Below are 22754 nucleotides of genomic sequence, written 5' to 3'. Positions count from 1 at the left end.
TCCATACATATCTTCTTCAAAAGATATGTATGGAGGTTCGATATAAATAAATTATAGCCGGGAGGGCGGGAAAATGTTCACAGACAGGTTAAAACAGTTGATCCACTATTATGAGGAAGTAATAAGCTTGCCGCATAAAACAGAAGTAGCCAGAGAATTAAGAAACGAAGATGATTTTTTCTTGCTGCTTCTATATTCTGAAATGGTAGGAATACCGAACCCGGTTTATTATTATACGTTGGAATTATACCCGTATATCATTGAATCCTTCCATGATTGGCATTTACGAATGGGGATGGATAAATCACCACTTAACGGGATTCGCTGCTGTTAAAAAATTGGATGGGCATGCTGGCCATACATTGGAAGGAGGAGAGAAAGGATGCTTGGAGATAATAACCGGATTATTTTTGTAGGAGGCAAAGGCGGCGTCGGGAAATCCAGCTCGGCTGCTGCTTTGGCAACGGGATATGCAGAAAAAGGCTATCGTACCTTACTCATTTCAACGGATCCAGCTCACAATATAAGCGATATTTTTCAGCGGCAGATCGGTGGAAATATCACCTATATTGAAAAAAATCTATATGCGCTGGAAATTGATTCTGAAAAAGAAACAGACGCGTATATTCAAAAGGTTAAAGAAAACATACAGGGGGTTGTTCATGTTCAGATGATGGAAGAGGTACACCGTCAATTAGACACAGCAAAAGCCTCGCCGGGAGCAGATGAAGCTGCCTTATTTGATAAACTCATATCAATTATTTTGGAAGAAGGGGCCAGGTTTGATAAACTAGTATTTGATACGGCTCCAACAGGTCATACGATTCGGTTGTTATCTCTTCCGGAATTAATGGGAATTTGGATTGAAGGTCTATTAAATAAAAGGAAAAAAACGAATACACAATATTCGCAATTGCTAAACGATGGACAAGCTGTAGATGATCCTATTTACGATACATTACAAGAAAGAAAACAGCGGTTTACCAAGGCAAGAGAAATTCTATTGGATAAGCAGGCAACAACCTTTCTATTTGTTTTGAATCCGGAGAAATTACCAATATCGGAAACCAAAAAAGCAATTCATCTCCTGGAGAAATTTCAGATAGATGTTCCTTACATTATTGTCAATAAAGTGTTGCCAGAGGAGACCGGCGCCGGTTTTTTTGAAAAACGGAAACAAAATGAAAAAATCTATTTAGAACGTATCGCCGTGGACTTTTCTGCTCAAACGATTTTGTATATTCCCTTTTTTTCTGAAGACATCACAAACCGTAAACAATTGAAGCAAATGGGAGCTTATTTGAAGGAGGTATTAGCGGATGAGAGCACTAGTACATGAAAATGGAAGCTTGCATATGAAAGAGATGGAGCTCCAAAGTCCGGGAGGATCAGAAGTTGTTGTAAAATTGAAAGCAGCAGGGCTTAACCGGAGAGATTTAGCTATTCCGAACCGTCGTAAAGAAACGGAAGAAGCATTGATTCTTGGCTCAGATGGAGCGGGAATCATTGAAGAGGTAGGAAAAAATGTCAACGATGTAAAAGTTGGCGATGAAGTGATTATCAATCCGGCTTTACGCTGGGTACGAAATAGTGAGGCGCCGCCGAAAGAGTTTGATATTTTAGGCATGCCAGACCATGGTACGTTTGCTGAAAAAATTGTGATTTCTGAAGATCAGGTAGAACCAAAACCGGCATATATGAGCTGGGAGGAAGCGGCAGCCTTTCCGTTAGCTGCATTAACAGCGTATCGGGCAATGTTTACTAAAGGGGAACTCGAAAAAAAAGAAACGGTATTTATTCCCGGAGCAGGCGGCGGTGTTGCGACTTATTTGATTGCATTTGCAAAAAATATCGGTGCCCGGGTAATTACAACTTCAAGAAGTGAACAGAAAAGAGAAAAAGCACGAGAGCTCGGTGCGGATGTCGTGATAGATACGGCAGATGATTGGGAAGAGAAATTAAGCAATGAAACCATTGATATGGTAATTGATAGTAACGGCAAAGCAACCTTTCAACGTTCTTTAGCCATTTTGAAAAAAGGCGGTAAATTTGTTACATTCGGTGCGACAACAGAGGATGTTATTGATTTTGATTTACGTGCTTTCTTCTATGGACAATACAAATTGATTGGTTCTACAATGGGGTGCCGGGAAGAACTTATGGCTGCGTTAGCACATGCAGAGAAATACCAATTGCATCCTGTTGTTGACCGTGTTTTTTCCTTGGATCAAAGTGTAGAAGCACTTAGTTATTTGGATGAAGGAAAACAGTTTGGAAAGGTAATTATTCGTATTTCTTAAAGCGGATATTTAAAAAAGAATTCCTATAGGAAGAAGCGGCAGATTGATGAAGAATAAAAGCAGAGAGACTGACGAGCGCTGATGTGCTATAAAAGTCTCTCTGCTTTATATTGTATTGGCACTGGTCAAAGGAAAAGCAAGCATTAGAACGATATTTATGATTTTAAATAGGGCTCCATCCGGTTGACCGCTTCTTGCATCCGTTTTTGGTTCCGGTCATATACTTCCTTGGATGCAGGGTTATCAGTAGCTAAAGCAAACAGCTCTAAATCTGCTTGGCATTTTTTCATGCTGGCTAATAACAGAGCAGATTGTGCCGGCTCAGGAACGGTGATATGGTCGTCATAGAGATCAAGAAATAATTGTCCTTGATGGTCTACTTGACCGAGAAACACATTATCTATGGTAACATTTTGTTTTTCTAACTCTGCTTCCAGCCACGTCGGGTTTAAGGAAGCATTAGCCAGAGGCTCCAGCAGTATATTGCCGTCAGCAATAACCGTTTGCGGTTCTTTAGCTGGTGCTGGAGTGATATTTAAGTCTTTTAAAGTGATGGGCTGGTTTTCCTTTTTAGGCAAAACATTTAATTCCCCAGTCGGCTCTAATACGGCAAATTCAACATCGGAAACGAGGAATTGATTATTATTTCGAAGCTTTTCTAATAAATCATCAGTAGAATAGCCTTCTTTTTTTAAGTTTTCCTCCATAATTTTTCCATTTTGTATAAAAACAGTACTTTTCCCATCCGTGAAATCTCGCATCCGTTTGCTTTTTAACGATAACTTTTCAATGGTGAAGGCAGCAATAAACCAGACAAACATCGCTAATAATGCATAATAAAAGCTATTATACGGATCCACTGTATGGAAGGCGGCAATTCCTCCGAGTACGATTCCCGAAATGGTTTCAAATATATTGAGCTGTGATAATTGCTTTGCGCCCAGCCACTTTACAAAGAAAAATAAGACGGTGATTAAAATAATGGAGCGAATAATAATGGATATCCATTCAGGCATGATTTTCCCTCCTTATGACTTATATTGCGGTTCTTGTTTGTCGATATGAATAACCTGCTGATGTATATCATGGCGTGTTTCTTTGATTAGCTGCGAAGCTTCTTCAATTGCGGCTTTTAAATCCTGTTCCATGGAGGCGGCGTATAATAAATCTAATCCTGCTTCAATGGATTTTAATGTAGCGTAGCACGTCTTTACCTGTGATCCTACTGTCATAAAACATCTTCCTATCCTTTTGGTTTGAATATCATGGCGCCGATGACACCGAATATAATGGCGGCTGAAATACCAGCACTTGTAACCTCAAACATTCCAGTTACGACACCGATTAATCCGTGTTTATCCGCTTCCTGCATAGCTCCATGAACTAAAGAGTTCCCAAAGCTTGTGATAGGAACGGTAGCGCCTGCTCCTGCAAAATCAATAAGCGGTTCATACCAGCCGAGTCCATCCAAAATCGCTCCAGCAATAACCAGAATAGATAATGTATGTGCAGGAGATAGCTTAAATACATCAAACATAATTTGTCCGATAACGCAGATAAGTCCTCCTATTACAAATGCCCAGAAAAAAATCATAGATGTTCACCTCTTGCTTCGATTGACACTGCATGTGCAATACATGGGATAGGAGCTTTCTGCTGAATGCTCAAGGTTGAATGCAAAGACCCGGTTGCCACCACAAGAATTCGCTGTAAATTCCCTTTGATGACTTCTTGAAGATAATGGCCATATGTCACGATAGCAGAGCATGCTGCACCACTGCCTCCAGCAAGAACTGGCTGGTCTTCGCGGTAAATTGTAATCCCGCAATCCACATATTTTTCTGATTCAATCGGAATATTTCTGTCACGCAATAAATCAAAAGAAACCTCTCTGCCGACATGCCCCAGGTCGCCAGTGATGATTAGATCATAATAAGACGGATCTATCTGCAGGTCCCGCAGATGTGCTTCAATCGTATCAGCAGCAGCGATAGCCATCGCGCCCCCCATATTAAATGGATCTGTCATCCCCATATCAGCTACTTTTCCAATCGTCGCCGAAGTAACAGCCGGTCCTGTTCCGTTCTGAGCAACAAGCGCACAGCCGGCTCCGGTAACTGTCCACTGGGAGGTTGGAGGTTTTTGTCCGCCGTATTCTGTCGGATAGCGAAATTGTTTTTCCGTCGCTGCATTATGACTGGAAGCAGCACAAAGAATATAATTTGCTCCCTTTGCATTTATAATAGAAGCTGCAAGTGCCAGGCTTTCCATTGAGGTAGCACAAGCGCTGAAAGCTCCCAAAAAAGGAATGCTGCTTGTACTTGCTGCAAAGCTGGTCGGTGTCATTTGATTGATTAAGTCGCCGGCAATCAAAAATTCAATATTTTCTTTTTCGATGCGGGCTTTTTTTAATGTAGTCTGTATCGCTTCCTCCAGCATTTTTTGCTGGGCTTTTTCCCAGGAATCCTGATTGAGCCACATATCCTCATGAAGCGTATCGAATGCCTCGGGGATGTTCCCCTTTGCTTCAAATGGTCCGCCGATTGTTCCTGTAGAAAGAATAGCCGGCCGATTTTCAAAAATCCAGGATTGATGTCCTTTCAGCATTAGAATCCCCCCCATTGCGTAAGTATGGTTTTAATAATGGCTACGACAAATGCAGAAAAAACACCATAAACAATTACCGGGCCGGCAAGTTTAAGCATATTGCTGCCCACGCCGAGAATAAAGCCTTCAGAACGATATTCGATTGCTGAAGAAATAACGGCATTACCAAACCCTGTCACCGGCACTGCAGATCCCGCTCCGGCAACCTGTGCAATACGGTCATAGACCCCAAATCCGGTTAACAGCATTGTAATAAAAATTAATGTAGCAATCGTCGGATTTCCAGCTGTTTTCTCTGTGAAATTAAATTGATAAATATAGAAAGTAGAGATGAGCTGTCCGATGAAACAGATAAATCCGCCTATAAGAAAAGCTTTGATGCAGTTTTTAAAGACAGGCCGTTTGGTTTCCCGCTTTTGTTGAAAAGCCTGGTAGCGCTGTTGATTTGGCTGTAGCTTTTGTTTCTTTTTATCTCCCATGGAAAGCACTCCTTTTCAGGTTAATACACGAAAGAAATGAAGATAGCTCGTCATCAAATATCAAGTCTGTTCCTTGGACAGATGGATGATTTCCTTCATTTTTTTCTTGATTTCTTCTTTTGTTAATGTTTGATTATCCATTTTTTCTTCCAGCTTTGCTGTTTCCAGGATGATCTTTTTATCCGTCGATAATTCTATTGTAAAATCAGGAAAGGCCTGTTCGAGTTCTTTTTGATAGGCTTCCGTTTTATCTTGCAGCGAAAAACGCTCATGATGTGGAACTTCGATGGTAACGAGCAATGTATCATCTGTATTTACTGCATGAACAGCGGTAATATCATCTTTATTAATCAGCAATTCCTTTGCCTGTGTTGCGGGATCCTGAGAGGAATTGGTGGATAAATGCTTTATATTTGGATTTTCTGAATAAGAAGATTCGTTCTGATGATTACAGCCGACTAAAAAAAGAATAAAGAGGAGCAGCAGGGCCATTTTTTTATTTCGCATATATTCACATCCTGTTCTGTAACGAAATATGTAGGGCGGAGGACCAGACAGTCCCCCTGTTTTCCTGTATTTGCTGACATATCTTATTACTGTTTGTATTGTGGCTCTTCCTGCGTAATTTGTTGCATCCTCGGTTCTAATTGGTCTAAAATACCCTGTGTTTGTTGTGCTGCATTTTTATATAGCTGTTTTGCTTGTTTATTATCTGTTTGAAGAGCAAATTGCTCCAGACTCGCCTGAGCACTTTTTAAACCTGCTACAGTTTGTTGAACTTGTGTGCCTACTGTCATCTTCCTCACTCCTTTTCATATCTTGCCTTATTATTTTGATGAAATAATTATATTTTATGCTTGTAAACAATTTCCAAAACCTATATGGACAGGAAAGCAGAAAGCAATGAAGACGTGTAAAAGCAGGTGACGGGAGGGAAAGTAAATAACAGGAATCGTGTTGACGTTGGAAGGATAATGAACGTAAACATAAAAAAACGACAGAAGGTACCTGTCGTTTTTAACATATATCGCAACAGATGGAAGCTTATCCAAATGTTAAATTTTATTTATTGTTTATTTAAGTTTTTTGATTTTACAAAAGGTCCTACATCCATGCGTGTTGGTTTTTTATATTTTTGGCTCATTTGTTCTGTCCATGTTTCCTGTTTGTTATTCGAATTTCGCGATTCATAATAATCTTTCATAGTCTGATCGTATTCCTGAATAAAGTGTTTTTGTTTGTCAAAAGGAATATACTGATTTTCGTGATAAATTGCCGGAAACGGCAAACGTGGTTTGATATCTGGTATTTCTGCCGGGTAGCCAATCGCCAGGCCGAACAATGGAACCACATGATCCGGTAATTCCAGAACATCGTTGAAGGCCTGGATATCATTACGAAGGCTTCCTAAGAAACAGATTCCCAGCCCCAATGATTCAGCAGCAACAACAGCATTTTGAGCAGCTAAAGAGGCGTCGATCGTTCCTACTATAAATTGTTCGGTGCTTTCCAGATTTTCGGTATGTTCGATTCCATCCAGTTGTTCAAGACGATGCAGATCCGCGCAAAATATAAGCAGATGACCATTTTTCTTTACATGCTTATGCCCCGAAATGGCATAGAGTTTTTCCTTGAGAACCTGGTCTGATACACCGATGATACTGTAGGCCATCACATTGCTGGAGGTGGAGGCGCGTTGTGCACTTTCTACAATTGTTCTTATTTGAACGTTGTTTAAGGGTTTATCTGAAAATTTTCGAATAGAGCGATGATTCATTAATGTTTCAATGACTTGATTCATACGGGTTCCTCCTCTTCATCGATACTGTTCCATAAGTTATTATAATGATTTATTTTGAAGACAATACTCGATAGCAAGTGTATCATGGGATTTACATCGGTTCCAAGAAACTTGCTCTGTTACAATGAATGGTGTAAAGAAATTATGTTATTATAAAGGCAATATAAATCTTTATAATAACATGAGCAGTAGCTGATGGGCTGAGAACAGTAAAATCCAAAGTTACATATGCTGGAGGGGCGATGTGTGTGAAAACATTTAAACTGCGTAAATTGGTTGTTTTAGATTATGATAAAGGATTAGAAGGAACAGAAGTGGAGCTGATTGACGGTCTCATTATTAATCGGGAAGATGATTATGATACATGGTTGATTGAAGGATTTATTAATCGTAATTACTGGAATTATTTTGAGGATAAAAAACATGAGGAACTGATGGTGCAAGCAACCATTACAAAAGAGAGCAATGAACCTGCTTCATTTATAACAAAGATGACTGAGATGCATGAAATCGGACAACAAATGAATGTAATGCTGATGGGGAAAATTATTGATAAACAAAAGAAAGATGTGGAGCAGCTATTAACTGCGCTGGTAGAGGATGGATATGAGGGAGAAGAGTTAATTCAAAAATTTAAAGAAATCTATTAGAGGATGTTCACAAAATCCAATAAAAAATGATATGTCAGGAAAAGGAGCCTCTCCCAAGAAGATCCGCGACGTGCGGGCAGCGCAGAAATCATCGCAACACGATGTGCTCTGATGCGACTGGTCCTTTTCAGCGTACTGTTTAAACATGTACAAACAGTATTCACATGATAAGAAGAAGGGAAAAACAATGAATAAAGAACGAAAAAAATTTGAGACGCCCACCCGGCGTTCTCCATTTCAAATGCTAATGATTTATTATATGGCTGCGATAGCGCTATCGACTATATTGCTATCTTTACCTGTTTCGCATAAGCCCGGTATTGATATTCCTTTTATTGATATTGTTTTTACGGCTGTCAGTGCGATTAGTGTAACAGGATTAAGTACTATTTCCATTGCGGATTCATTAAGTACCACGGGAATTATTTTTTTAGCTCTGATGATGCAGATTGGAGCAGTAGGGATTATGGCAATTGGTACGATACTCTGGGTGGTGTTAGGTAAACGGATAGGTTTTAAAGAAAGAAGCATGATTATGACTGACCAGAATCAAACGCATTTTAACGGCATGGTACAGCTAATCAAGAATATTATATTCTTGCTGCTGGCGGTTGAAGCAGCTTTCTTCATTATATTAGGCATCTATTTTATGGGGTATTATGATTCCGTAGGAGAAGCATTCCTGCAAGGTTTTTTCATGGTTATCAGTTCGGTGACAAATGGTGGTTTTGATATTACGGGGCAATCCATGATTCCATTTCAATCTGATTATTTTGTTCAAATAATCAGTATGGTGCTTATTATCATTGGCGCTATCGGCTATCCGGTCATCATAGAGATAAAGGAATATCTTTTGCATAAAAGAAAATTAAAAAAACAATTTCATTTTAGTTTGTTTACGAAGCTGACAACTGTAACTTTTTTTAGCTTGGTTTTGGTTGGTGCGTTCGGCATTTATCTGTTTGATATAAATGGATTTTTTAAAGGTGTTGTCTGGCATGAATCCTTTTTTTATGCGTTGTTTCAGTCTGTTACCACAAGAAGCGGGGGATTGGCGACAATGGACTTAACTTTATTATCAGATACCAACCATTTATTCATGTCTGCATGGATGTTTATCGGGGCATCTCCAAGCAGTGCCGGGGGAGGAATCCGGACAACGACCTTTGCGCTGGTTTTGATTTTTCTATTTACGTTTATCCGCGGCGGAAGAAGTGTTAAAATTTTTCACAGAGAGGTCTACGAGGTAGATTTAAATAAAGCGGTGACTGTAACCTTTTTTGCAATAATGGTTGTATTTTCTTCTGTTATTATCCTTAGTTATTTAGAGCCGTATTCATTAGATGCGCTTATTTTTGAAGTTACTTCTGCTTTCGGAACAGTGGGGTTATCCCTGGGGGTTACAGGTGACTTAACCACATTCAGTAAAATAATATTGATGATATTAATGTTTATTGGACGAGTCGGTATTCTCACATTCCTTTTAGTATTCCGTCGTAAAAAGGATCCAGCGAAATTTAATTACCCGAAGGAAAGAATGATTATTGGGTAAAGGGCGTTAAGAAAGGAATAGTTAGTATGTAAAATAAAATGGCCTGTGCCTTTAGCACAAGCCATTTTGTGTTTAGCAGTAAAATGCAGCTCCTACGATGATTAGTAAAATGAAAAGAACAACAATCAACGCAAAGCCGTTTCCGTAGCCGCCACCATAGCCGCCACCATAGCCGCCACCGTAGCCGCCACCATAGCCGCCACCATATCCATAGCCCATGCTTTTCACCTCCTGAACTTACAGTATTACTGTATGCAGATAGATAAAATGTGTATAGACGTTTGCCTAGTTTTTTAACAGCAGCGTTCTGATACTTCCTCTGTTATTGTTTCAGCAGGCTTTATAAAAGACAGGAGATTTATACAGCAAGTAATAAAGAATACAGGAATTACTCAGCAAACAGCATGCAATTACATTTTTTACTTTATTTTATGTAGAGATATTGATAAAATGGAATTATATAAGTGAAATGAGTAATCATATTTTGTACATAGGCGAAGGGAGTGCTTCATGATGGAAATGCTTTTCGGTGTGGTTTGTTTTGCGATTCTTGTTTTGAATATTGGTTATTGCGTTATGGATAGAGAGTAGTCTTTCCGCCATTATAAAAGCAGAATGCTGTTTCTATTTTCTTGAAGAAAATAAGAATCCAGTGTTCTGCTTTTAGTCTATCCAGCCAAATTCGTTGAAAGGATAAATAATTAATTCAGATTTGCCGATAATATCATCTCGTGGAATAAACCCAAGTCCATTGCGGCTGTCTTTACTAATCAGTCGATTGTCTCCCATGACAAAATAATTATTTTCAGGAATTTCTAACGGACCAAAATTATTAGTTTGTGCAATGACTTCATCGCTTAAAAAATGCTGCTGATAGGCCTGACCATCGATATATAATTGACTGTTTTCAATTTCTATCGTTTCTCCGGGCATCCCGATAATACGTTTTACATAGTTTTTTGGCGGCTGATGGATGATGACCACATCGCCCCTGCCAGGGTCATCTATCGTGTAAACAATTTTATTAAAAATGACACGCTCTCCATCCTGAAGAGTGGGATACATGCTTTCTCCTTCTACAATGGAAGTGGCAAAAATAAATGTCCTGAGAAAGAAAGCAAGCATTATCGTAATAATAATTGCCTTCAGCCAGCCTACCCATTCTTTTTTTTGATCGGTATTTTCCACTAACTCATCTCCAAAACGTGCATAGTCTCCTTTTATCGTAGCATGTTTACGCGATTTTGCGCAAACATGCCAGTGGAAACAATTGAAAAATATATTGCGGAAGAGAAATAATATCCATTTACTTTTTATTTAACAGGTATGCTTCTAATCGATCCAATCCTTCTTTTAAAATGTCCTCGTGATAGGCATAGCTTAGACGCATATAGCCTTCGCCGTCTTTAGAGAAGCTGCTGCCTGGAACAAGAGCGACTCTGGCGTTCCGGACCAGGGAGAGCCCTAAATCAAATGAACTCATATCATTTAATGTCAGCTTTGGAAAAATATAAAATGCGCCCTGCGGCTGCTCAACCTCCAATCCCATGCCTGTCAAACGTTCATACACATAATCCCTTCGTTTTTTAAACACTTCTTTTATATATGCCGTGTGTTCCTGATAAGTAGTCATTGCTTCTAAAGCAGCGTATTGGCTGATGGAAGCAGCACAAGATACATTGTATTGGTGAACCTTTAACATTTGCTCTGATATCCATTCAGGAGCAAGGGTGTATCCGATACGAAAGCCTGTCATGGAGTGTGATTTAGATACACCGTTGATAACGATGGTTTGATTTTTTAAATCGGAAATCGAAGCAATCGATGTGTGGGCAAAATCAAAAACAATCTCACTGTAGATTTCATCGGATAAAATAAATATTTCTTTCCCTTTAATCACTCCGGCAAGAGCTTCTAATTCTTCTCTAGAATAGGCTGCACCAGTCGGGTTAGAAGGGGAAGGAAGAACAATACATTTGGTATTTTCATTGATAACATCTGCCAATGCTTCCGGAGTAAACTTAAACCCGGTATTAGTTGTATCTACATGAACCGGTTTGGCGCCAGCGAGCGTAATCAGCGGTTCATAGCCCGGATAAATAGGACTTGGCAAAATCACTTCATCCCCAGGTGTAAGGATGGTCCGGAAAGTAATATCAATTGCCTCAGATGCACCAGAAGTAACAATAATTTCCGAATCCGGCTGATAAGCCAGCTCATAATTTGTCTTGTAATAGGTATGTATGGCTTTTCGTAACTCCCAGATTCCTTGATTCGGTGTGTACGTTGTGAAGTTATTCTCAATCGCCTGAATTCCTGCATTTTTTACATTATCCGGAGTATGGAAATCCGGCTGTCCGATTGTTAAAGAAACGACGTCCTTTTCATCAGAAACCAGATTAAAGAATTTACGGATTCCCGATATTTCAATATTTTTTACATTGTTATTTATTAAATGCTTCAACATAATCACCTACGCTTAAAAAGTAAAATTTTCATTAAATGTTCAAATAATTTGGATTAATACGAATGAAATTGGGTATAATAAAAATATAGAATAAAATAAAAGGAGAATACAATATGCGACCAAGATCTCTTAATTTCGAACAGCTTGTTGACATGAATAGACAAGAATTATTAAACGATGAGAAAAGTATATCACAAATTGAAGAGAAGTTAGACAAGAAACAAGAAGCTTTTTTATTGAATCATAAAAAGAATAAAAACGAATTAACCGCTGAGTAGGAGAAATCCTTGCTAAAGCGGTTTTTTATTGGAGAGAGGGAAGAGGAATAAAAAAACGATTTTGAAGCAGCCCTGTTCTTATTGTATCATCTTTATAAAATAAGGGATTTTACCGCCGTATAAAATCGTTTCAACATGACGAAACTGAATAGCAGCGAAATCAGAAAGAAAAGGTGAGAACATGTTGCTGTCAGGGATAGTATCTATCGGAAATGTTGGAATTAATATTACTTATATTTATGTCATTATGATGCTGTTATGCAGTACAGCTGTGTACTATCTGACGAAAAAAATATATCAATGGGCGGTTAGAAAGCAAATGATGCGGTTTCTGGCATATATCGGTGCAAGCATTATTGTGATTAGCTTAACGATTATAACAGCTGTCATCCAGGAAAGGGATGCTTGGCACTTTCTAAGGGCTGCTATGCAAAGCCTCGCTTTTTTAGGCATCTGCTTAGCTATTTTTCCATTATTGCATCAATTTTTATTGAAAAGAAAATAATCTTCGGCAAATGTTATTTTCTTTTTAATACGGCAATAAAATGTTTATATACGATGGGCCAAAGATTAATGTCTGGCCAGCTTCCTTATTTCTTTTTAGAGCGTGCAGGAGGCCAATCCATTTTTCCTAACGAAGAAGGTACGTAATAGCTGGAGCGATGTTTTTTGGCAGGGGTCGATTTTGGTTTTTCCTGCTTCCAGTTAATATACTGACAAATTAGCCGTTTAGCTTGAGATAAAGACATTTTTACAGGCGGGTTGCGATAGCTTTGGTCTAATGCACCCAGATGCTTCAGATGTTTTAAATCCTCTTTGGCAGGAGGGATATGGAAGCAATATTCTCCAACCTTAATAAGCACTGTAGAATGTTGATTGCTAAGCTTGGGATGGTCAGAAAAATGCAACCCTTTTTTAGAAGCTTTTTTCTCTTTTAATAATTTTTCGATGGCTTGTTTTTTTAATTGATACAGCTGCTTCGGGTCAGGAGCCGTTTTTGCATGCTTATTAATAACAAATAAAGCCTGCGCCAGCTTTTCAACCTCAACGTCATGTTTCATTTTTAGTCTCTCCCTTTAAAAAAGGATTCAATCAATCTATATTTAATTAATACTCTAACTTAAAATTTATGGAATTTCAATACTATATCGAAAAAATACGAACAAATGCACTAGTTTTGTGCCGGGTGAAAAATAAAAGCTTGAATAATGCTTGCGCCAGCAAGGATTACGCGTATAAGCACGTGCTGAGAAAAATATACTGTAGATTATTAGGAAGGCATGATAGTAATTTCCGAATTCAGGGAAGAAAAAAGACCCTCGCATGGCGGCTAAGGTCTTTTCAGATGAGCAAGAAGAAATATCATTTTAGTGCTGTGGGAATGCTTTGTTGAAATATCGTGCTGTCTAATTTACTTTTTTTAAGTCATCAAGAATTGCATCCATGTTATCAAATTCCACTCCATCATAATTTTTGACAACTTCACCTTCCGGGCTGACTAGAAAGAAAGATGTCCCGTGGAGAACCTGATCATCTCCCTCTGCGGGGGCTTGAACAAGGTTTTTAAAATGCTTAATGGAAAATTCGCGGATCGTTTCAAAATCATAACCAGTGACGAAAGACCAATTATCGAAATTCACATCATAGTTAGAGGCATAATCCTTTAATACCTCAGGGGTATCGAAATCTGGATCTACGCTAAAAGAAACAATCTGTGCATCGATGCCTTCCTCTTCCATCATGGATTGCAGGTGAGCCATATTATATGTCATCGGCATACAGACGGTGGTACAGTTTGTAAAGATAAAATCAGCAATCCACCATTCTCCTTTTAAATCTTCAAGGGAGAGCTGTTCTTCATCCTGTGTCGTATACTCAAATTCCGGGACTTGTTCTGACATGGTTGTTTCAATTGCGTAACCCTGTCCGCAGCCTGCTAATACGAAAAATAAACCAATAAGTAATAAATAATGTCTCATATCATTAAACCCTTTCCTACTGTATCTTATGTTCATTATAGCATTGGGGAAAATGTTGAAAAAGTCTCTCATATGAAGGAATTATGACATTTTAAACCGGGCTGCCCGGATATCTTTCTTTCGATAAAATTTTACTGCAATCCAATTCTTTCAAGCTGAAGGATAATCGAGCCCTTTAATAGTGATTCTCCAATCGCTGCTGCAGGCGAAAATCGAGGTTATCCCATGAAGAAACAAAAAATTCTGCAGGTAAAGCATTAATTTGGATGTAATGTAAATACATGCAGCTCCGGTTTGCAGAAGAATCGATAAGGTAAACGGGTGGTTCCAATCCCGCTGTTCACGTATAATGTCAATCTATCTGAAACAGTGTATTTCCCTTGTACATATTTTTCTGCGTACGCCGGCGTATATAAATCGCCAATAAAAGGTAACCGGACCTGCCCTCCATGGCTATGACCTGATAATTGAATATCCACAGGATAATCCTTCACCATATCGGCAAGGTCAGGCTCGTGCGCAAGAAGAATGGTGAAATCAGAAGCTGTCCGATCTCTTAACGATTGACTGACATCCGGATTCCCAAGCATTGCATCATCCAGTCCAGCCAGCAGAAAGGAAGCATTCTCACGATGGATACGGGAGGCATTGTTTTGGAGCAAGGTAAAATCAGCTGCTTCAAAGGTTTCGTATAAAATATCCGTTCCATAGCCCCCATGATCATGATTTCCATAAATCCAAAACTTTCCTTCAGGCGCCTCCAGCTGCTGTAATATACGGATGAGACTGTCGTCCCAGTGATAATTATTAGGTTCGTCTACTAAGTCCCCTGTAAATAAAATCAAGTCGGGTTCCAGATTATTAATTTTTGTAACAAGAGTTTCGAGCTGCTCTAAGCTATAATGGAAACCTAAATGGGTATCGGAAAATTGCACAATTTTAAACTGATTAAAAGCGTTGGGAATTTGTGGAGATGTAATTGATTCTTCTGTGATTTTCAGGAGAGAAGGTTCTATCTCACGAGCATAAAAATACGTTCCGCCGCTCAAACCAAATAATGTTAATAAGCTTCCTAAAGACCTTTTTAAAAATGTTCTGCGATTCATTGTATAATTTCCTTTCTGCATATAAACCAATACGAAAATTATAGCACGGATAGAAGCTTTTTTTCATTTGGCAAATAGGTAAAGTTTTATACTTTTTTATTTAAGATACAGTAAAATCATTCTTACTGCTTTTAAAGACCTGATTTATCGCGTTTTACTCGGACATAATTCTTCTGTAGAAATATGTGAAGGCACTTTTTTAGGAGCAATATTCTTCCAAATGAGGAATCTGCTGATACAATCACTGGGAGAGAACCGCAGAAGTATGTTAAACTAAAAGTGTGTGTATAACGAAAAATCAAGTAATATACTTTAAGGTGACCGTTTATGGGTAATTATCCTCGCAGATAACACCCGTGAACTTTTATGATGAAGATAGAGCAGGTCTCGCAGAAACGTTTTGGAAGAAGATGTATCTACCGGGTTACTTTCACAGCATTTCTAATAAGTTAAAAGCATCTTTGAATTTCAATCGTCTTTATATGAAGAAGGGGGTAAATAAGGTGAGTACAACGCAAGATAAACAATTGTCAGATATGAAAATCAGTGAAGTCCTTATACCTGCTGAAAAGGTAGCGCATGTCCAGCTCAATAATCCTTTAGAACATGCATTGCTGGTATTAATGAAATCCGGCTATGCAGCAGTGCCAGTACTTGATGCAACCTATAAATTTGCCGGGATTATCGGAAAAACCGTTATCCTGAATGAAGTACTCGGGATTGAAAGCTTTGAAATGGAACGCTTATCAGAAATTCGGGTAATGGACGCCATGGCTGCAAATGTACCGACCTTAACCAGAGAAAATAGTTTACTAGACGGGCTGAATGCTTCCATTGACCATCCATTTGTATGTATAGTAGATAAAGATGGTTATTTTGATGGTATTTTAACAAGAAGAGCAATATTGAAGCAAGTAAAAAAAGATATTTATATGAATGCATATAAAAAATAATAACAATGTCTCCATGACGTGGAAGAGCGATAGTTTATTCTGCTTCATGGGGATTTTTTTGCATGTTAGGAAATATATATGCTGAATTTAGCGCTTCAACATGTTCCATGGGGGAATAATCTTAGGCACCAGAAATACACTCCGCTTTCGTAGGCCCCGAGCTCATCTCCTTTGAAGAAGACTTAGCGATTGGCAAGAACATCGATATTTTAAATAACAAGTGGTTTTCTTGGTTTTTCTTACAGTAATATTAGTTGCCGATGAAGATGGCGTCTGCTAAAGTAAGAAGGAGATTATAGAAAATGGAGGAGTAGTTGATTATGGATGCAAATGAAATTATACAATTTATTTCTAATAGTAAGAAAAGCACACCTGTAAAAGTATACGTGAAGGGAGACTTGGACAAGCTTCCTGAACAGAACGAAATAAAGGCATTTGTTGATGCGAAAAGCGGTACATTATTTGGAGAATGGAAAGCAGTAGAGCAATTCTTAAAAGATAATGAAGCTGTTATCGAAGATTATGTTATTGAAAATGATCGCCGTAACTCTGCTATCCCAATGCTGGATTTAAAAAATATCAATGCGCGTATCGAGCCGGGTGCGATTATTCGTGACCAGGTAGAAATTGGCGATGGTGTTGTAATCATGATGGGTGCATCAATTAATATTGGTGCTGTTATCGGTGAAGGAACGATGATTGATATGAATGCAGTTCTTGGCGGGAGAGCTACTGTAGGAAAGAACTGTCATATTGGTGCAGGTACTGTCCTTGCCGGCGTAATTGAGCCGCCATCTGCTAAACCAGTTATCGTAGAAGATGATGTGGTAATTGGCGCAAATGTTGTTGTCCTTGAAGGAATCACGATTGGAAAAGGCTCTATTGTTGCAGCAGGATCTATTGTTACCAAGGACGTAGAACCAAACACATTAGTCGGCGGTACACCTGCCCGAGTTTTAAAAGAAATCGATGAGCAGACAAAATCGAAAACAGAAATCAAACAAGAGCTTCGTAAATTAGATAATTAAGGCAGATGAAAACTTTATGACAGCAATTGATTTGCAAACGATCCGCAGGGAACTGCATCAGATTCCTGAATTAGGTTTCAGGGAGGAAAAGACGCAAAAGTACCTGCTCGCAAAAATTCAAGAAATGGCGACAGATCGTGTTGAAGTGAGAACATGGCGGACCGGTATTTTAGTACATGTATCTGGAACCAATCCAACAAAGCGGATTGGTTTTCGGTCTGATATCGACGGACTCCCCATTTTGGAAGACACAGGCTTCGACTTTGCTTCAACGCATAGGGGACAAATGCATGCGTGCGGACACGATTTCCATATGACCATTGCTTTGGCAGCACTCAACAGGCTGATTGAACAGCCTGTAAAGGATGATGTGCTATTTATTTTTCAGCCAGCTGAAGAAGGCCCGGGCGGCGCAAAGCCGATGATTGCGTCAGAAGAATTTCTTGCATGGAAACCAGATACGATTTTTGCACTGCATATTGCTCCAGAGCTGCCAGTTGGTCAGGTATCCTCTAAATCTGGACTTTTATTTGCTAATACGAGTGAGCTGTTCCTGGATTTTAAAGGACTTGGCGGCCATGCTGCCTATCCGCATTTAGCGAAGGACATGACCGTAGCAGCGAGTAATTTTGTTGTGCAGGCTCAGCAAATTGTCTCCAGAAGGTTAAATCCGTTAGACGGTTCCGTCGTTACGATTGGAAAAATGGAGAGCGGATTTGTTCAGAATGCCATAGCGGAGACAGCTCGTTTGGAAGGAACCATTCGAACGACAGAAGCTTCCTCCATCATATTGGTGAAGGAAGAGCTGGAGAGGCTGATCAAAGGATTTGAAATAGCCTATGATTGCCAAATAAATGTCGATTATGGAGCGAATTATTACCAGGTAGTAAATGAAGAAAAATATGTGGAGCTCTTTAAAACGTCTCTGGAAAACACGGGCATTACTTATGTTCAGGCTTCTGCAGCAATGACTGGAGAGGATTTTGGAGATATGCTAAAAGAGATTCCAGGATTTATGTTCTGGCTTGGGGTAAATTCTCCATATGGACTGCATCATGCGAAGCTAACCCCGGATGAAGCTGCGCTTTCTGTAGGGGCGGAAGCTGTAGAAACCTATATCCGCTCCATTGGTAGTGTTTGACAGGTATATTAGGGTTTAATAAAAAAGATTTTCTCTTGTAATGGGGGAAATCTTTTTTATATGCTCTATTCTTCTAAAATCAAATGCATACATCTTCCTCCCTCATCATATATCAGTTAAAGAGAATAGGAAGGAGTGACCTCATGCAGATTTATGATGCCCTCCCTGATTTATCTAAATTCAAACCATTGCCCGGAAGTAATCAATCCCTGTTATTTTCTAGCGGAAAGCCGATTCTTGTTATATTTTGGTCTGTTAGCTGTTCATCCTGTGATTATTTCTTGCAAAAGCTGGCTGCTATTCCTCCAATCAAATACCAAAAAGTGATTACTATATTGATTCACACATATTTAGATGGTGAACAAATCAGCCTGCCTGAAATAAAAAATAAACTAAATCAGCTGCATGTTGATGCTGTATATTTAGATGATGTAACTGGACAATTGGATGATATATTTCAGTTCCGTTATGTACCTGCGTTATACTTATTTGATAAACAGGAAAAGCTGCGGTTCAAACAAATTGGAAAACCTTCTACAAGTTTGGTAGAACAGCGTTTGAGACGATTAATCAATACAAAATAAATAAAATATATAGACTCTATTCTTTCCGGGATGGAGTTTTTTTGTGCAAAAGGAGCAGATTATGGATGGTTTCAAAATATTTCACGGATAGAAATCACGCAACAAAAGCTGTCTTAAAAAATTTATCAAAAATTTTCAAAAAAATTTCACAAAACAGTAGAAATTTATTTCGGAAACCGTTATATTAGTTATTACGGATTAGTGGAAAGGGGGAATTAATTTTGAATACCTTTAAAAAACTGAAGCATTTCTATTGGCCTTATAAAAAGTATTTTATTTGGTCGATTATTTGTATGCTTATCGTTACCAGCATTATGGTTGTTTATCCGATTATCCTGCAAATTACAATCGATGAAGTAGTTGCTGAACAGAGATATGGACTGATTCCTTATATTTGTGGCGTATTCTTAGGGTTGATGATGATAAAGGGTGTATCTACTTTTTTCTTTCAGTACCTGGGTGATTTATTTGGAATGACCTCTGTATATAAGCTGCGTGAATCATTATACGATAAGCTGCAAGCGCTGGCATTTAAATATTATGATAATGCCAAAACAGGGGATATTATGTCCCGGCTGACTGCAGATGTCGAAGGATTTCGTTTCTTTCTTTCGGTAGGTTTTGCAGAATTGATTCGCGTTGTGTCGTTGATGCTGATAAGTATTTCGGTTATGTTTTATTATTCTATTCCTCTAGCACTTATAACAATGGCGGCGATGCCGTTTCTGGCATTTGTTGTTTATAAATTTGATAAGCAGGTTCATCCGGCCTTTCGAAATATCAGGCGCTCCTTTGGAAAGTTAAATACAAGAGTACAGGAAAATATAAGCGGGATGAATACGGTTAAATCATTATCAAGAGAAGACTTTGAGATTGGCAGGTTTTCTGAAAGTAATGATAATTACCGCCAAAAATATTTGTTTACATCAGGTTTGTGGGCAAAGTATTTTCCGGTGATGGAATTTATCGGAAATGTCAGCGCCGTTGTTTTATTAGCGTTTGGCGGTTTTTTTGTCATAAATGGATCCATGACGACCGGACAATTAATGGCCTTTTTCAGTTTAGTCTGGTTTATCATGGGACCGCTTATGAACTTAGGATTTATCATTAATCAATTTTCACAGGCAAAAGCATCTGGAGAGCGGCTGCTGGAGATCCTCGAAGCGCCTGAAGATATCGAAGAAAAGACTGGTGCGATGGATGCTGATATTCAAGGTCATGTCACCTTTAAGGATGTCACATTAACATATATCGAGGAAGATGATGAAGCATTAAAACATGTCAGCTTCGATGCCCCGCCGGGCAAAACAATCGGGTTAATCGGCGCAACAGGCGCAGGAAAAACAAGTATTACCCAGCTGCTTACACGGTTTTATGAACCGGAAGAGGGGGAAGTTTTAATCGATGGGCGCCCTGTTTCGGACTATAAGCTGAAGAGTCTCCGCAGCCAAATTGGTTTTGTTCTGCAGGAGCCGTTCCTTTTTTCCACAACCATTAAAGAAAATATTTCTTATGGTACACCAGGAATTCAGGAAGAAGAAATTGTTGCAGCGGCAAAAATGGCGCAAGCGCATGATTTTATCATGGAGCTTCCAAAAGGATATGATACGCTTCTGGGAGAAAGAGGAATGGGGCTATCCGGGGGGCAGAAACAGCGGATAGCTATAGCCAGAGCCATTTGTATCGATCCGAGTATTCTTGTATTAGATGATGCAACGTCTGCTGTTGATATGCAGACGGAGCATAAGATTCAAAAGGCATTGCGCGAAGTGATGAAGAACAGAACATCCTTTATTATTGCGCACCGTATTTCCTCTTTAAAGCATGCAGATGAAATTTTAGTGCTGGAAGACGGGGAAATCGTTGAACGGGGCACTCATGACTTCTTGTTGAAAAATAAAGGTCCTTATGAACGTATTTATAATATCCAATATCAAGACCGCGAAGAGATTATGAGTGTGGTCAATTAAGGGAGGCGGCGTATATTGGCAAAAGCAAAAGAAGCTAAAAAGCAAAGTAATCATCTGGAGCGATTTCACTATACAATAGACCAGACAATTGAAAAGCCGTTTAACTGGGAACAGATGTGGAGATTGCTTCAGTTCTTAAAGCCTTATTCCAAAACATACTTGCCAGGTGCGATTATTGCAATGATGATTGCTACAGCTGTCCGATTATCTATACCGATTCTGATTGGAAAGGTAGCTGTGGATATTGCGATTGCCCAGAATGATGGAAATCTGTTAGTTTATCTAGTTGCAGGGATTGCTATTCTTTATATTATCAGTTTTATCGCCAATCGATTCCGGATCAAATGGGTAAATATTTTGGGGCAGAATGTAATCTATGATTTAAGGCAAAAGCTATTTTCCCATGTACAGAGGCTGTCACATCGGTTTTTCGATAACCGCTCGGCAGGATCTATCCTAGTCCGGATTTTAAATGATATTAATTCCCTGCAGGAACTATTTACCAACGGAATTATTAATCTGTTGATGGATATTTTAATGTTGAGCGGCATTATTATTATCCTGTTTATAATGAGCCCGCCTCTGGCGTTGGCGGTGGTAATCGTCATTCCGCTGATGTTTATTATATCAACTGCATTAAGAAGAAAAATTAGAAGAGCATGGCAGCTTGTCCGCCTGCAGCAATCGAGAATGAATTCACATTTAAATGAAGGACTGCAGGGAATGCGTATTACCCAATCCTTCTCTCAAGAAAAAGAGAATGCGGAATTCTTTGATGGTGTAAATTCAGGCTTCTTTAACAGCTCCCGTGATGCAGCGAAGAAAAGTGCTTTTTTCCGTCCGCTTGTAGATATCTGTGACGCAGCCGGGACCATTATATTAATCGCTTTTGGCTCTTACTTAATTTTGAACGGAACGATTGAATTAGGGACGTTTATTTCCTTTGCATTCTTCTTAGGGATGTTTTGGGAGCCGATTTCCAGGCTGGGTCAGATGTATAATCAGCTGCTGATGGCAATGGCCTCCTCCGAGCGTATTTTTGAATTTTTGGATGAACAGCCTAATGTGGAAGAAAAAGAAGGCGCATATCAATTTGAAAAGATGGATGGCCAGATTGAATTTGATGAAGTCGAATTCGCTTATAATGCAGATCGGATGGCATTAAAAAAGATTTCCTTGAAGATGGAGGCAGGTCAGACAATAGCCTTGGTTGGTCATACGGGAAGCGGAAAGTCTACCATTGCCAACCTGATCAGCCGTTTCTATGATCCTACATCTGGAGCAGTAAAAGTGGACGGACATGATCTGCGGGACGTGACGTTAGACAGTCTAAGACAGCGGATTAGTGTTGTTCTTCAAGATACGTTTATCTTTTCTGGAACAATTATGGAAAATATCCGCTTCGGCAGACCGGACGCGAAGGATGAAGAAGTAAAGGAAGCGGCAAAGGTTGTTGGAGCAGACAGTTTTATCAGCCGGTTAGCCAATGGTTACGAGACAGAAGTGGAAGAGCGGGGGAATATTCTATCTGCCGGTGAAAGACAATTATTGTCCTTCGCAAGGGCGCTTTTGGCAAATCCGAGCATCATTATATTGGATGAAGCTACAGCAAGTATTGATACCGAATCGGAAGTGAAGATTCAAAAAGCATTGAAACGTTTATTAAAAGGAAGAACGTCGATTATAATTGCCCATCGTCTGTCTACGATTCGAGAAGCGGACTGCATCTATGTTCTGGAGCACGGAGAGGTTTTAGAATATGGAAATCATCAGGAATTAATGCAGCAGCACGGAAAATATTATGAACTTGTTAAATCACAATTCACGATGCTGGATGCTATATAAATAAAAGGAAGGGA

Annotated in this window: 26 protein-coding genes and 1 pseudogene; 13 read left to right on the top strand and 14 right to left on the bottom strand. The window is 39.2% G+C overall.

All coding sequences use genetic code 11. The features are described 5' to 3' along the window. Positions 1-73 precede the first annotated feature (73 nt). From BN997_RS21265 to BN997_RS21255, 3 genes are read left to right on the top strand one after another with little or no spacing between them, the layout of a single operon-like run. Positions 74-334: a cory-CC-star protein gene (locus BN997_RS21265; RefSeq protein WP_042535332.1), complete on the top strand. Its 261-nt coding sequence runs from the start codon at positions 74-76 to the stop codon at positions 332-334. A gap of 48 nt (positions 335-382) precedes the next feature. Continuing rightward, positions 383-1339 carry an ArsA family ATPase gene (locus BN997_RS21260; RefSeq protein WP_042535330.1) on the top strand — a complete coding sequence of 319 codons (957 nt, stop codon included), beginning with the start codon at positions 383-385 and terminating at the stop codon, positions 1337-1339. Next, on the top strand, positions 1320-2300 hold the full coding sequence (locus BN997_RS21255) for a quinone oxidoreductase family protein (RefSeq protein ID WP_042535328.1): 981 nt from the start codon (positions 1320-1322) through the stop codon (positions 2298-2300). The genes BN997_RS21260 and BN997_RS21255 overlap by 20 nt, the downstream gene beginning before the upstream one ends. A 155-nt stretch (positions 2301-2455) precedes the next feature. Here BN997_RS21255 and BN997_RS21250 read toward each other — a convergent pair whose 3' ends face one another. From BN997_RS21250 to nfsA, 8 genes are all read right to left on the bottom strand, one after another. Continuing rightward, on the bottom strand, positions 2456-3316 hold the full coding sequence (locus tag BN997_RS21250; RefSeq protein ID WP_042535326.1) for a DUF421 domain-containing protein: 861 nt from the start codon (positions 3314-3316) through the stop codon (positions 2456-2458). 12 nt (positions 3317-3328) lie between these two features. Beyond that, positions 3329-3532: a DUF1657 domain-containing protein gene (locus BN997_RS21245; protein WP_042535324.1), complete on the bottom strand. Its 204-nt coding sequence runs from the start codon at positions 3530-3532 to the stop codon at positions 3329-3331. 11 nt (positions 3533-3543) lie between these two features. Then, positions 3544-3894, bottom strand: a complete 351-nt coding sequence (spoVAE, locus tag BN997_RS21240) for a stage V sporulation protein AE (protein ID WP_042535322.1) — start codon at positions 3892-3894, stop codon at positions 3544-3546. Beyond that, positions 3891-4907, bottom strand: coding sequence for a stage V sporulation protein AD (gene spoVAD, locus BN997_RS21235; protein WP_042535321.1), 1017 nt, complete (start codon positions 4905-4907; stop codon positions 3891-3893). Before spoVAD ends, spoVAE begins: the two co-directional genes overlap by 4 nt. Next, the gene (spoVAC, locus tag BN997_RS21230) at positions 4907-5386 is read right to left on the bottom strand and encodes a stage V sporulation protein AC (RefSeq protein ID WP_042535319.1); all 480 of its coding nucleotides are present in this window, start codon (positions 5384-5386) and stop codon (positions 4907-4909) included. The genes spoVAD and spoVAC overlap by 1 nt, the downstream gene beginning before the upstream one ends. A 60-nt stretch (positions 5387-5446) precedes the next feature. Next, the gene (locus tag BN997_RS21225) at positions 5447-5893 is read right to left on the bottom strand and encodes a hypothetical protein (RefSeq protein ID WP_042535317.1); all 447 of its coding nucleotides are present in this window, start codon (positions 5891-5893) and stop codon (positions 5447-5449) included. 86 nt (positions 5894-5979) lie between these two features. Next, complete coding sequence (locus BN997_RS21220; protein WP_042535315.1) at positions 5980-6183, bottom strand: DUF1657 domain-containing protein; 204 nt, start codon at positions 6181-6183, stop codon at positions 5980-5982. 269 nt (positions 6184-6452) lie between these two features. Continuing rightward, positions 6453-7187: an oxygen-insensitive NADPH nitroreductase gene (gene nfsA / locus BN997_RS21215; RefSeq protein WP_042535313.1), complete on the bottom strand. Its 735-nt coding sequence runs from the start codon at positions 7185-7187 to the stop codon at positions 6453-6455. A 248-nt stretch (positions 7188-7435) separates the two neighbouring features. Here nfsA and BN997_RS21210 point away from each other — a divergent pair, with 248 nt between their 5' ends. Together BN997_RS21210 and BN997_RS21205 are read left to right on the top strand one after the other, a co-directional pair. Beyond that, positions 7436-7837: a YwpF family protein gene (locus BN997_RS21210; RefSeq protein ID WP_042535311.1), complete on the top strand. Its 402-nt coding sequence runs from the start codon at positions 7436-7438 to the stop codon at positions 7835-7837. Positions 7838-8024: 187 nt separating this feature from the next. Further along, a complete protein-coding gene (locus tag BN997_RS21205; RefSeq protein ID WP_042535309.1) occupies positions 8025-9389 on the top strand; it encodes a TrkH family potassium uptake protein in 1365 nt (454 codons plus the stop codon). Between the two features lie 72 nt (positions 9390-9461). On the opposite strand, the pseudogene BN997_RS23615 reads toward BN997_RS21205, so the two are convergent. The 3 genes and pseudogenes from BN997_RS23615 to BN997_RS21190 form a co-directional block, all read right to left on the bottom strand. Next, positions 9462-9542: pseudogene (locus tag BN997_RS23615) on the bottom strand (YjcZ family sporulation protein); the annotation flags it as partial. 510 nt (positions 9543-10052) lie between these two features. Continuing rightward, entirely contained in the window at positions 10053-10514 is a 462-nt protein-coding gene (gene lepB / locus BN997_RS21195; RefSeq protein ID WP_084613052.1) for a signal peptidase I, read from the bottom strand. 181 nt (positions 10515-10695) lie between these two features. Continuing rightward, complete coding sequence (locus BN997_RS21190; RefSeq protein WP_042535303.1) at positions 10696-11853, bottom strand: aminotransferase A; 1158 nt, start codon at positions 11851-11853, stop codon at positions 10696-10698. Between the two features lie 116 nt (positions 11854-11969). Between BN997_RS21190 and BN997_RS22795 the strand changes: the two genes are divergently transcribed. Together BN997_RS22795 and BN997_RS21185 are read left to right on the top strand one after the other, a co-directional pair. Then, positions 11970-12134 carry an FbpB family small basic protein gene (locus tag BN997_RS22795; RefSeq protein WP_084613003.1) on the top strand — a complete coding sequence of 55 codons (165 nt, stop codon included), beginning with the start codon at positions 11970-11972 and terminating at the stop codon, positions 12132-12134. Between the two features lie 184 nt (positions 12135-12318). Next, complete coding sequence (locus tag BN997_RS21185) at positions 12319-12639, top strand: hypothetical protein (RefSeq protein WP_139089158.1); 321 nt, start codon at positions 12319-12321, stop codon at positions 12637-12639. 85 nt (positions 12640-12724) lie between these two features. Here the strand turns inward: BN997_RS21185 and BN997_RS21180 are convergent, their stop codons facing one another. The 3 genes from BN997_RS21180 to BN997_RS21170 form a co-directional block, all read right to left on the bottom strand. After that, on the bottom strand, positions 12725-13195 hold the full coding sequence (locus BN997_RS21180; RefSeq protein WP_042535299.1) for a YkyB family protein: 471 nt from the start codon (positions 13193-13195) through the stop codon (positions 12725-12727). Between the two features lie 345 nt (positions 13196-13540). Then, positions 13541-14113 carry an SCO family protein gene (locus BN997_RS21175; RefSeq protein ID WP_042535297.1) on the bottom strand — a complete coding sequence of 191 codons (573 nt, stop codon included), beginning with the start codon at positions 14111-14113 and terminating at the stop codon, positions 13541-13543. A 257-nt stretch (positions 14114-14370) separates the two neighbouring features. Then, complete coding sequence (locus tag BN997_RS21170; RefSeq protein ID WP_042535295.1) at positions 14371-15219, bottom strand: metallophosphoesterase; 849 nt, start codon at positions 15217-15219, stop codon at positions 14371-14373. 503 nt (positions 15220-15722) lie between these two features. On the opposite strand from BN997_RS21170, the gene cbpB reads away from it, so the two are divergent. The 6 genes from cbpB to BN997_RS21140 all read left to right on the top strand — a co-directional run bounded on the left by cbpB (position 15723) and on the right by BN997_RS21140 (position 22740). Further along, positions 15723-16172: a cyclic-di-AMP-binding protein CbpB gene (gene cbpB, locus BN997_RS21165; protein ID WP_042535293.1), complete on the top strand. Its 450-nt coding sequence runs from the start codon at positions 15723-15725 to the stop codon at positions 16170-16172. A gap of 320 nt (positions 16173-16492) precedes the next feature. Further along, positions 16493-17200, top strand: coding sequence for a 2,3,4,5-tetrahydropyridine-2,6-dicarboxylate N-acetyltransferase (gene dapD, locus BN997_RS21160; protein ID WP_175297074.1), 708 nt, complete (start codon positions 16493-16495; stop codon positions 17198-17200). A gap of 16 nt (positions 17201-17216) precedes the next feature. Continuing rightward, positions 17217-18341 carry an N-acetyldiaminopimelate deacetylase gene (locus BN997_RS21155; protein WP_042535291.1) on the top strand — a complete coding sequence of 375 codons (1125 nt, stop codon included), beginning with the start codon at positions 17217-17219 and terminating at the stop codon, positions 18339-18341. 143 nt (positions 18342-18484) lie between these two features. Next, entirely contained in the window at positions 18485-18925 is a 441-nt protein-coding gene (locus tag BN997_RS21150; protein ID WP_042535289.1) for a TlpA family protein disulfide reductase, read from the top strand. A 221-nt stretch (positions 18926-19146) separates the two neighbouring features. Further along, positions 19147-20895 (top strand): ABC transporter ATP-binding protein, encoded by a 1749-nt coding sequence (locus BN997_RS21145; RefSeq protein WP_042535287.1) that lies wholly within the window; start codon positions 19147-19149, stop codon positions 20893-20895. 114 nt (positions 20896-21009) lie between these two features. Then, positions 21010-22740, top strand: coding sequence for an ABC transporter ATP-binding protein (locus tag BN997_RS21140; protein WP_379542569.1), 1731 nt, complete (start codon positions 21010-21012; stop codon positions 22738-22740). Positions 22741-22754 lie beyond the last annotated feature (14 nt).

The sequence above is a fragment of the Oceanobacillus oncorhynchi genome (assembly GCF_000821065.1).
In the GTDB taxonomy this organism is placed as follows: Bacteria; Bacillota; Bacilli; order Bacillales; family Amphibacillaceae; genus Oceanobacillus; species Oceanobacillus oncorhynchi.
The sequence above is the reverse complement of the archived record's forward strand: the minus strand, read 5'-3'. Positions and strand labels throughout refer to the sequence as shown.

What these genes read in the sequence shown, in the direction of transcription:
- BN997_RS21265 (WP_042535332.1), top strand. Translation starts at nt 74, where the DNA reads ATGTTCACAGACAGGTTAAAACAGTTGATCCACTATTATGAGGAAGTA.
- BN997_RS21260 (WP_042535330.1), top strand. Translation starts at nt 383, where the DNA reads ATGCTTGGAGATAATAACCGGATTATTTTTGTAGGAGGCAAAGGCGGC.
- BN997_RS21255 (WP_042535328.1), top strand. Translation starts at nt 1,320, where the DNA reads ATGAGAGCACTAGTACATGAAAATGGAAGCTTGCATATGAAAGAGATG.
- BN997_RS21250 (WP_042535326.1), bottom strand. Translation starts at nt 3,316, where the DNA reads ATGCCTGAATGGATATCCATTATTATTCGCTCCATTATTTTAATCACC.
- BN997_RS21245 (WP_042535324.1), bottom strand. Translation starts at nt 3,532, where the DNA reads ATGACAGTAGGATCACAGGTAAAGACGTGCTACGCTACATTAAAATCC.
- spoVAE (WP_042535322.1), bottom strand. Translation starts at nt 3,894, where the DNA reads ATGATTTTTTTCTGGGCATTTGTAATAGGAGGACTTATCTGCGTTATC.
- spoVAD (WP_042535321.1), bottom strand. Translation starts at nt 4,907, where the DNA reads ATGCTGAAAGGACATCAATCCTGGATTTTTGAAAATCGGCCGGCTATT.
- spoVAC (WP_042535319.1), bottom strand. Translation starts at nt 5,386, where the DNA reads ATGGGAGATAAAAAGAAACAAAAGCTACAGCCAAATCAACAGCGCTAC.
- BN997_RS21225 (WP_042535317.1), bottom strand. Translation starts at nt 5,893, where the DNA reads ATGCGAAATAAAAAAATGGCCCTGCTGCTCCTCTTTATTCTTTTTTTA.
- BN997_RS21220 (WP_042535315.1), bottom strand. Translation starts at nt 6,183, where the DNA reads ATGACAGTAGGCACACAAGTTCAACAAACTGTAGCAGGTTTAAAAAGT.
- nfsA (WP_042535313.1), bottom strand. Translation starts at nt 7,187, where the DNA reads ATGAATCAAGTCATTGAAACATTAATGAATCATCGCTCTATTCGAAAA.
- BN997_RS21205 (WP_042535309.1), top strand. Translation starts at nt 8,025, where the DNA reads ATGAATAAAGAACGAAAAAAATTTGAGACGCCCACCCGGCGTTCTCCA.
- lepB (WP_084613052.1), bottom strand. Translation starts at nt 10,514, where the DNA reads ATGCTTGCTTTCTTTCTCAGGACATTTATTTTTGCCACTTCCATTGTA.
- BN997_RS22795 (WP_084613003.1), top strand. Translation starts at nt 11,970, where the DNA reads ATGCGACCAAGATCTCTTAATTTCGAACAGCTTGTTGACATGAATAGA.
- BN997_RS21180 (WP_042535299.1), bottom strand. Translation starts at nt 13,195, where the DNA reads ATGAAACATGACGTTGAGGTTGAAAAGCTGGCGCAGGCTTTATTTGTT.
- BN997_RS21175 (WP_042535297.1), bottom strand. Translation starts at nt 14,113, where the DNA reads ATGAGACATTATTTATTACTTATTGGTTTATTTTTCGTATTAGCAGGC.
- BN997_RS21170 (WP_042535295.1), bottom strand. Translation starts at nt 15,219, where the DNA reads ATGAATCGCAGAACATTTTTAAAAAGGTCTTTAGGAAGCTTATTAACA.
- dapD (WP_175297074.1), top strand. Translation starts at nt 16,493, where the DNA reads ATGGATGCAAATGAAATTATACAATTTATTTCTAATAGTAAGAAAAGC.
- BN997_RS21155 (WP_042535291.1), top strand. Translation starts at nt 17,217, where the DNA reads ATGACAGCAATTGATTTGCAAACGATCCGCAGGGAACTGCATCAGATT.
- BN997_RS21150 (WP_042535289.1), top strand. Translation starts at nt 18,485, where the DNA reads ATGCAGATTTATGATGCCCTCCCTGATTTATCTAAATTCAAACCATTG.
- BN997_RS21140 (WP_379542569.1), top strand. Translation starts at nt 21,010, where the DNA reads ATGTGGAGATTGCTTCAGTTCTTAAAGCCTTATTCCAAAACATACTTG.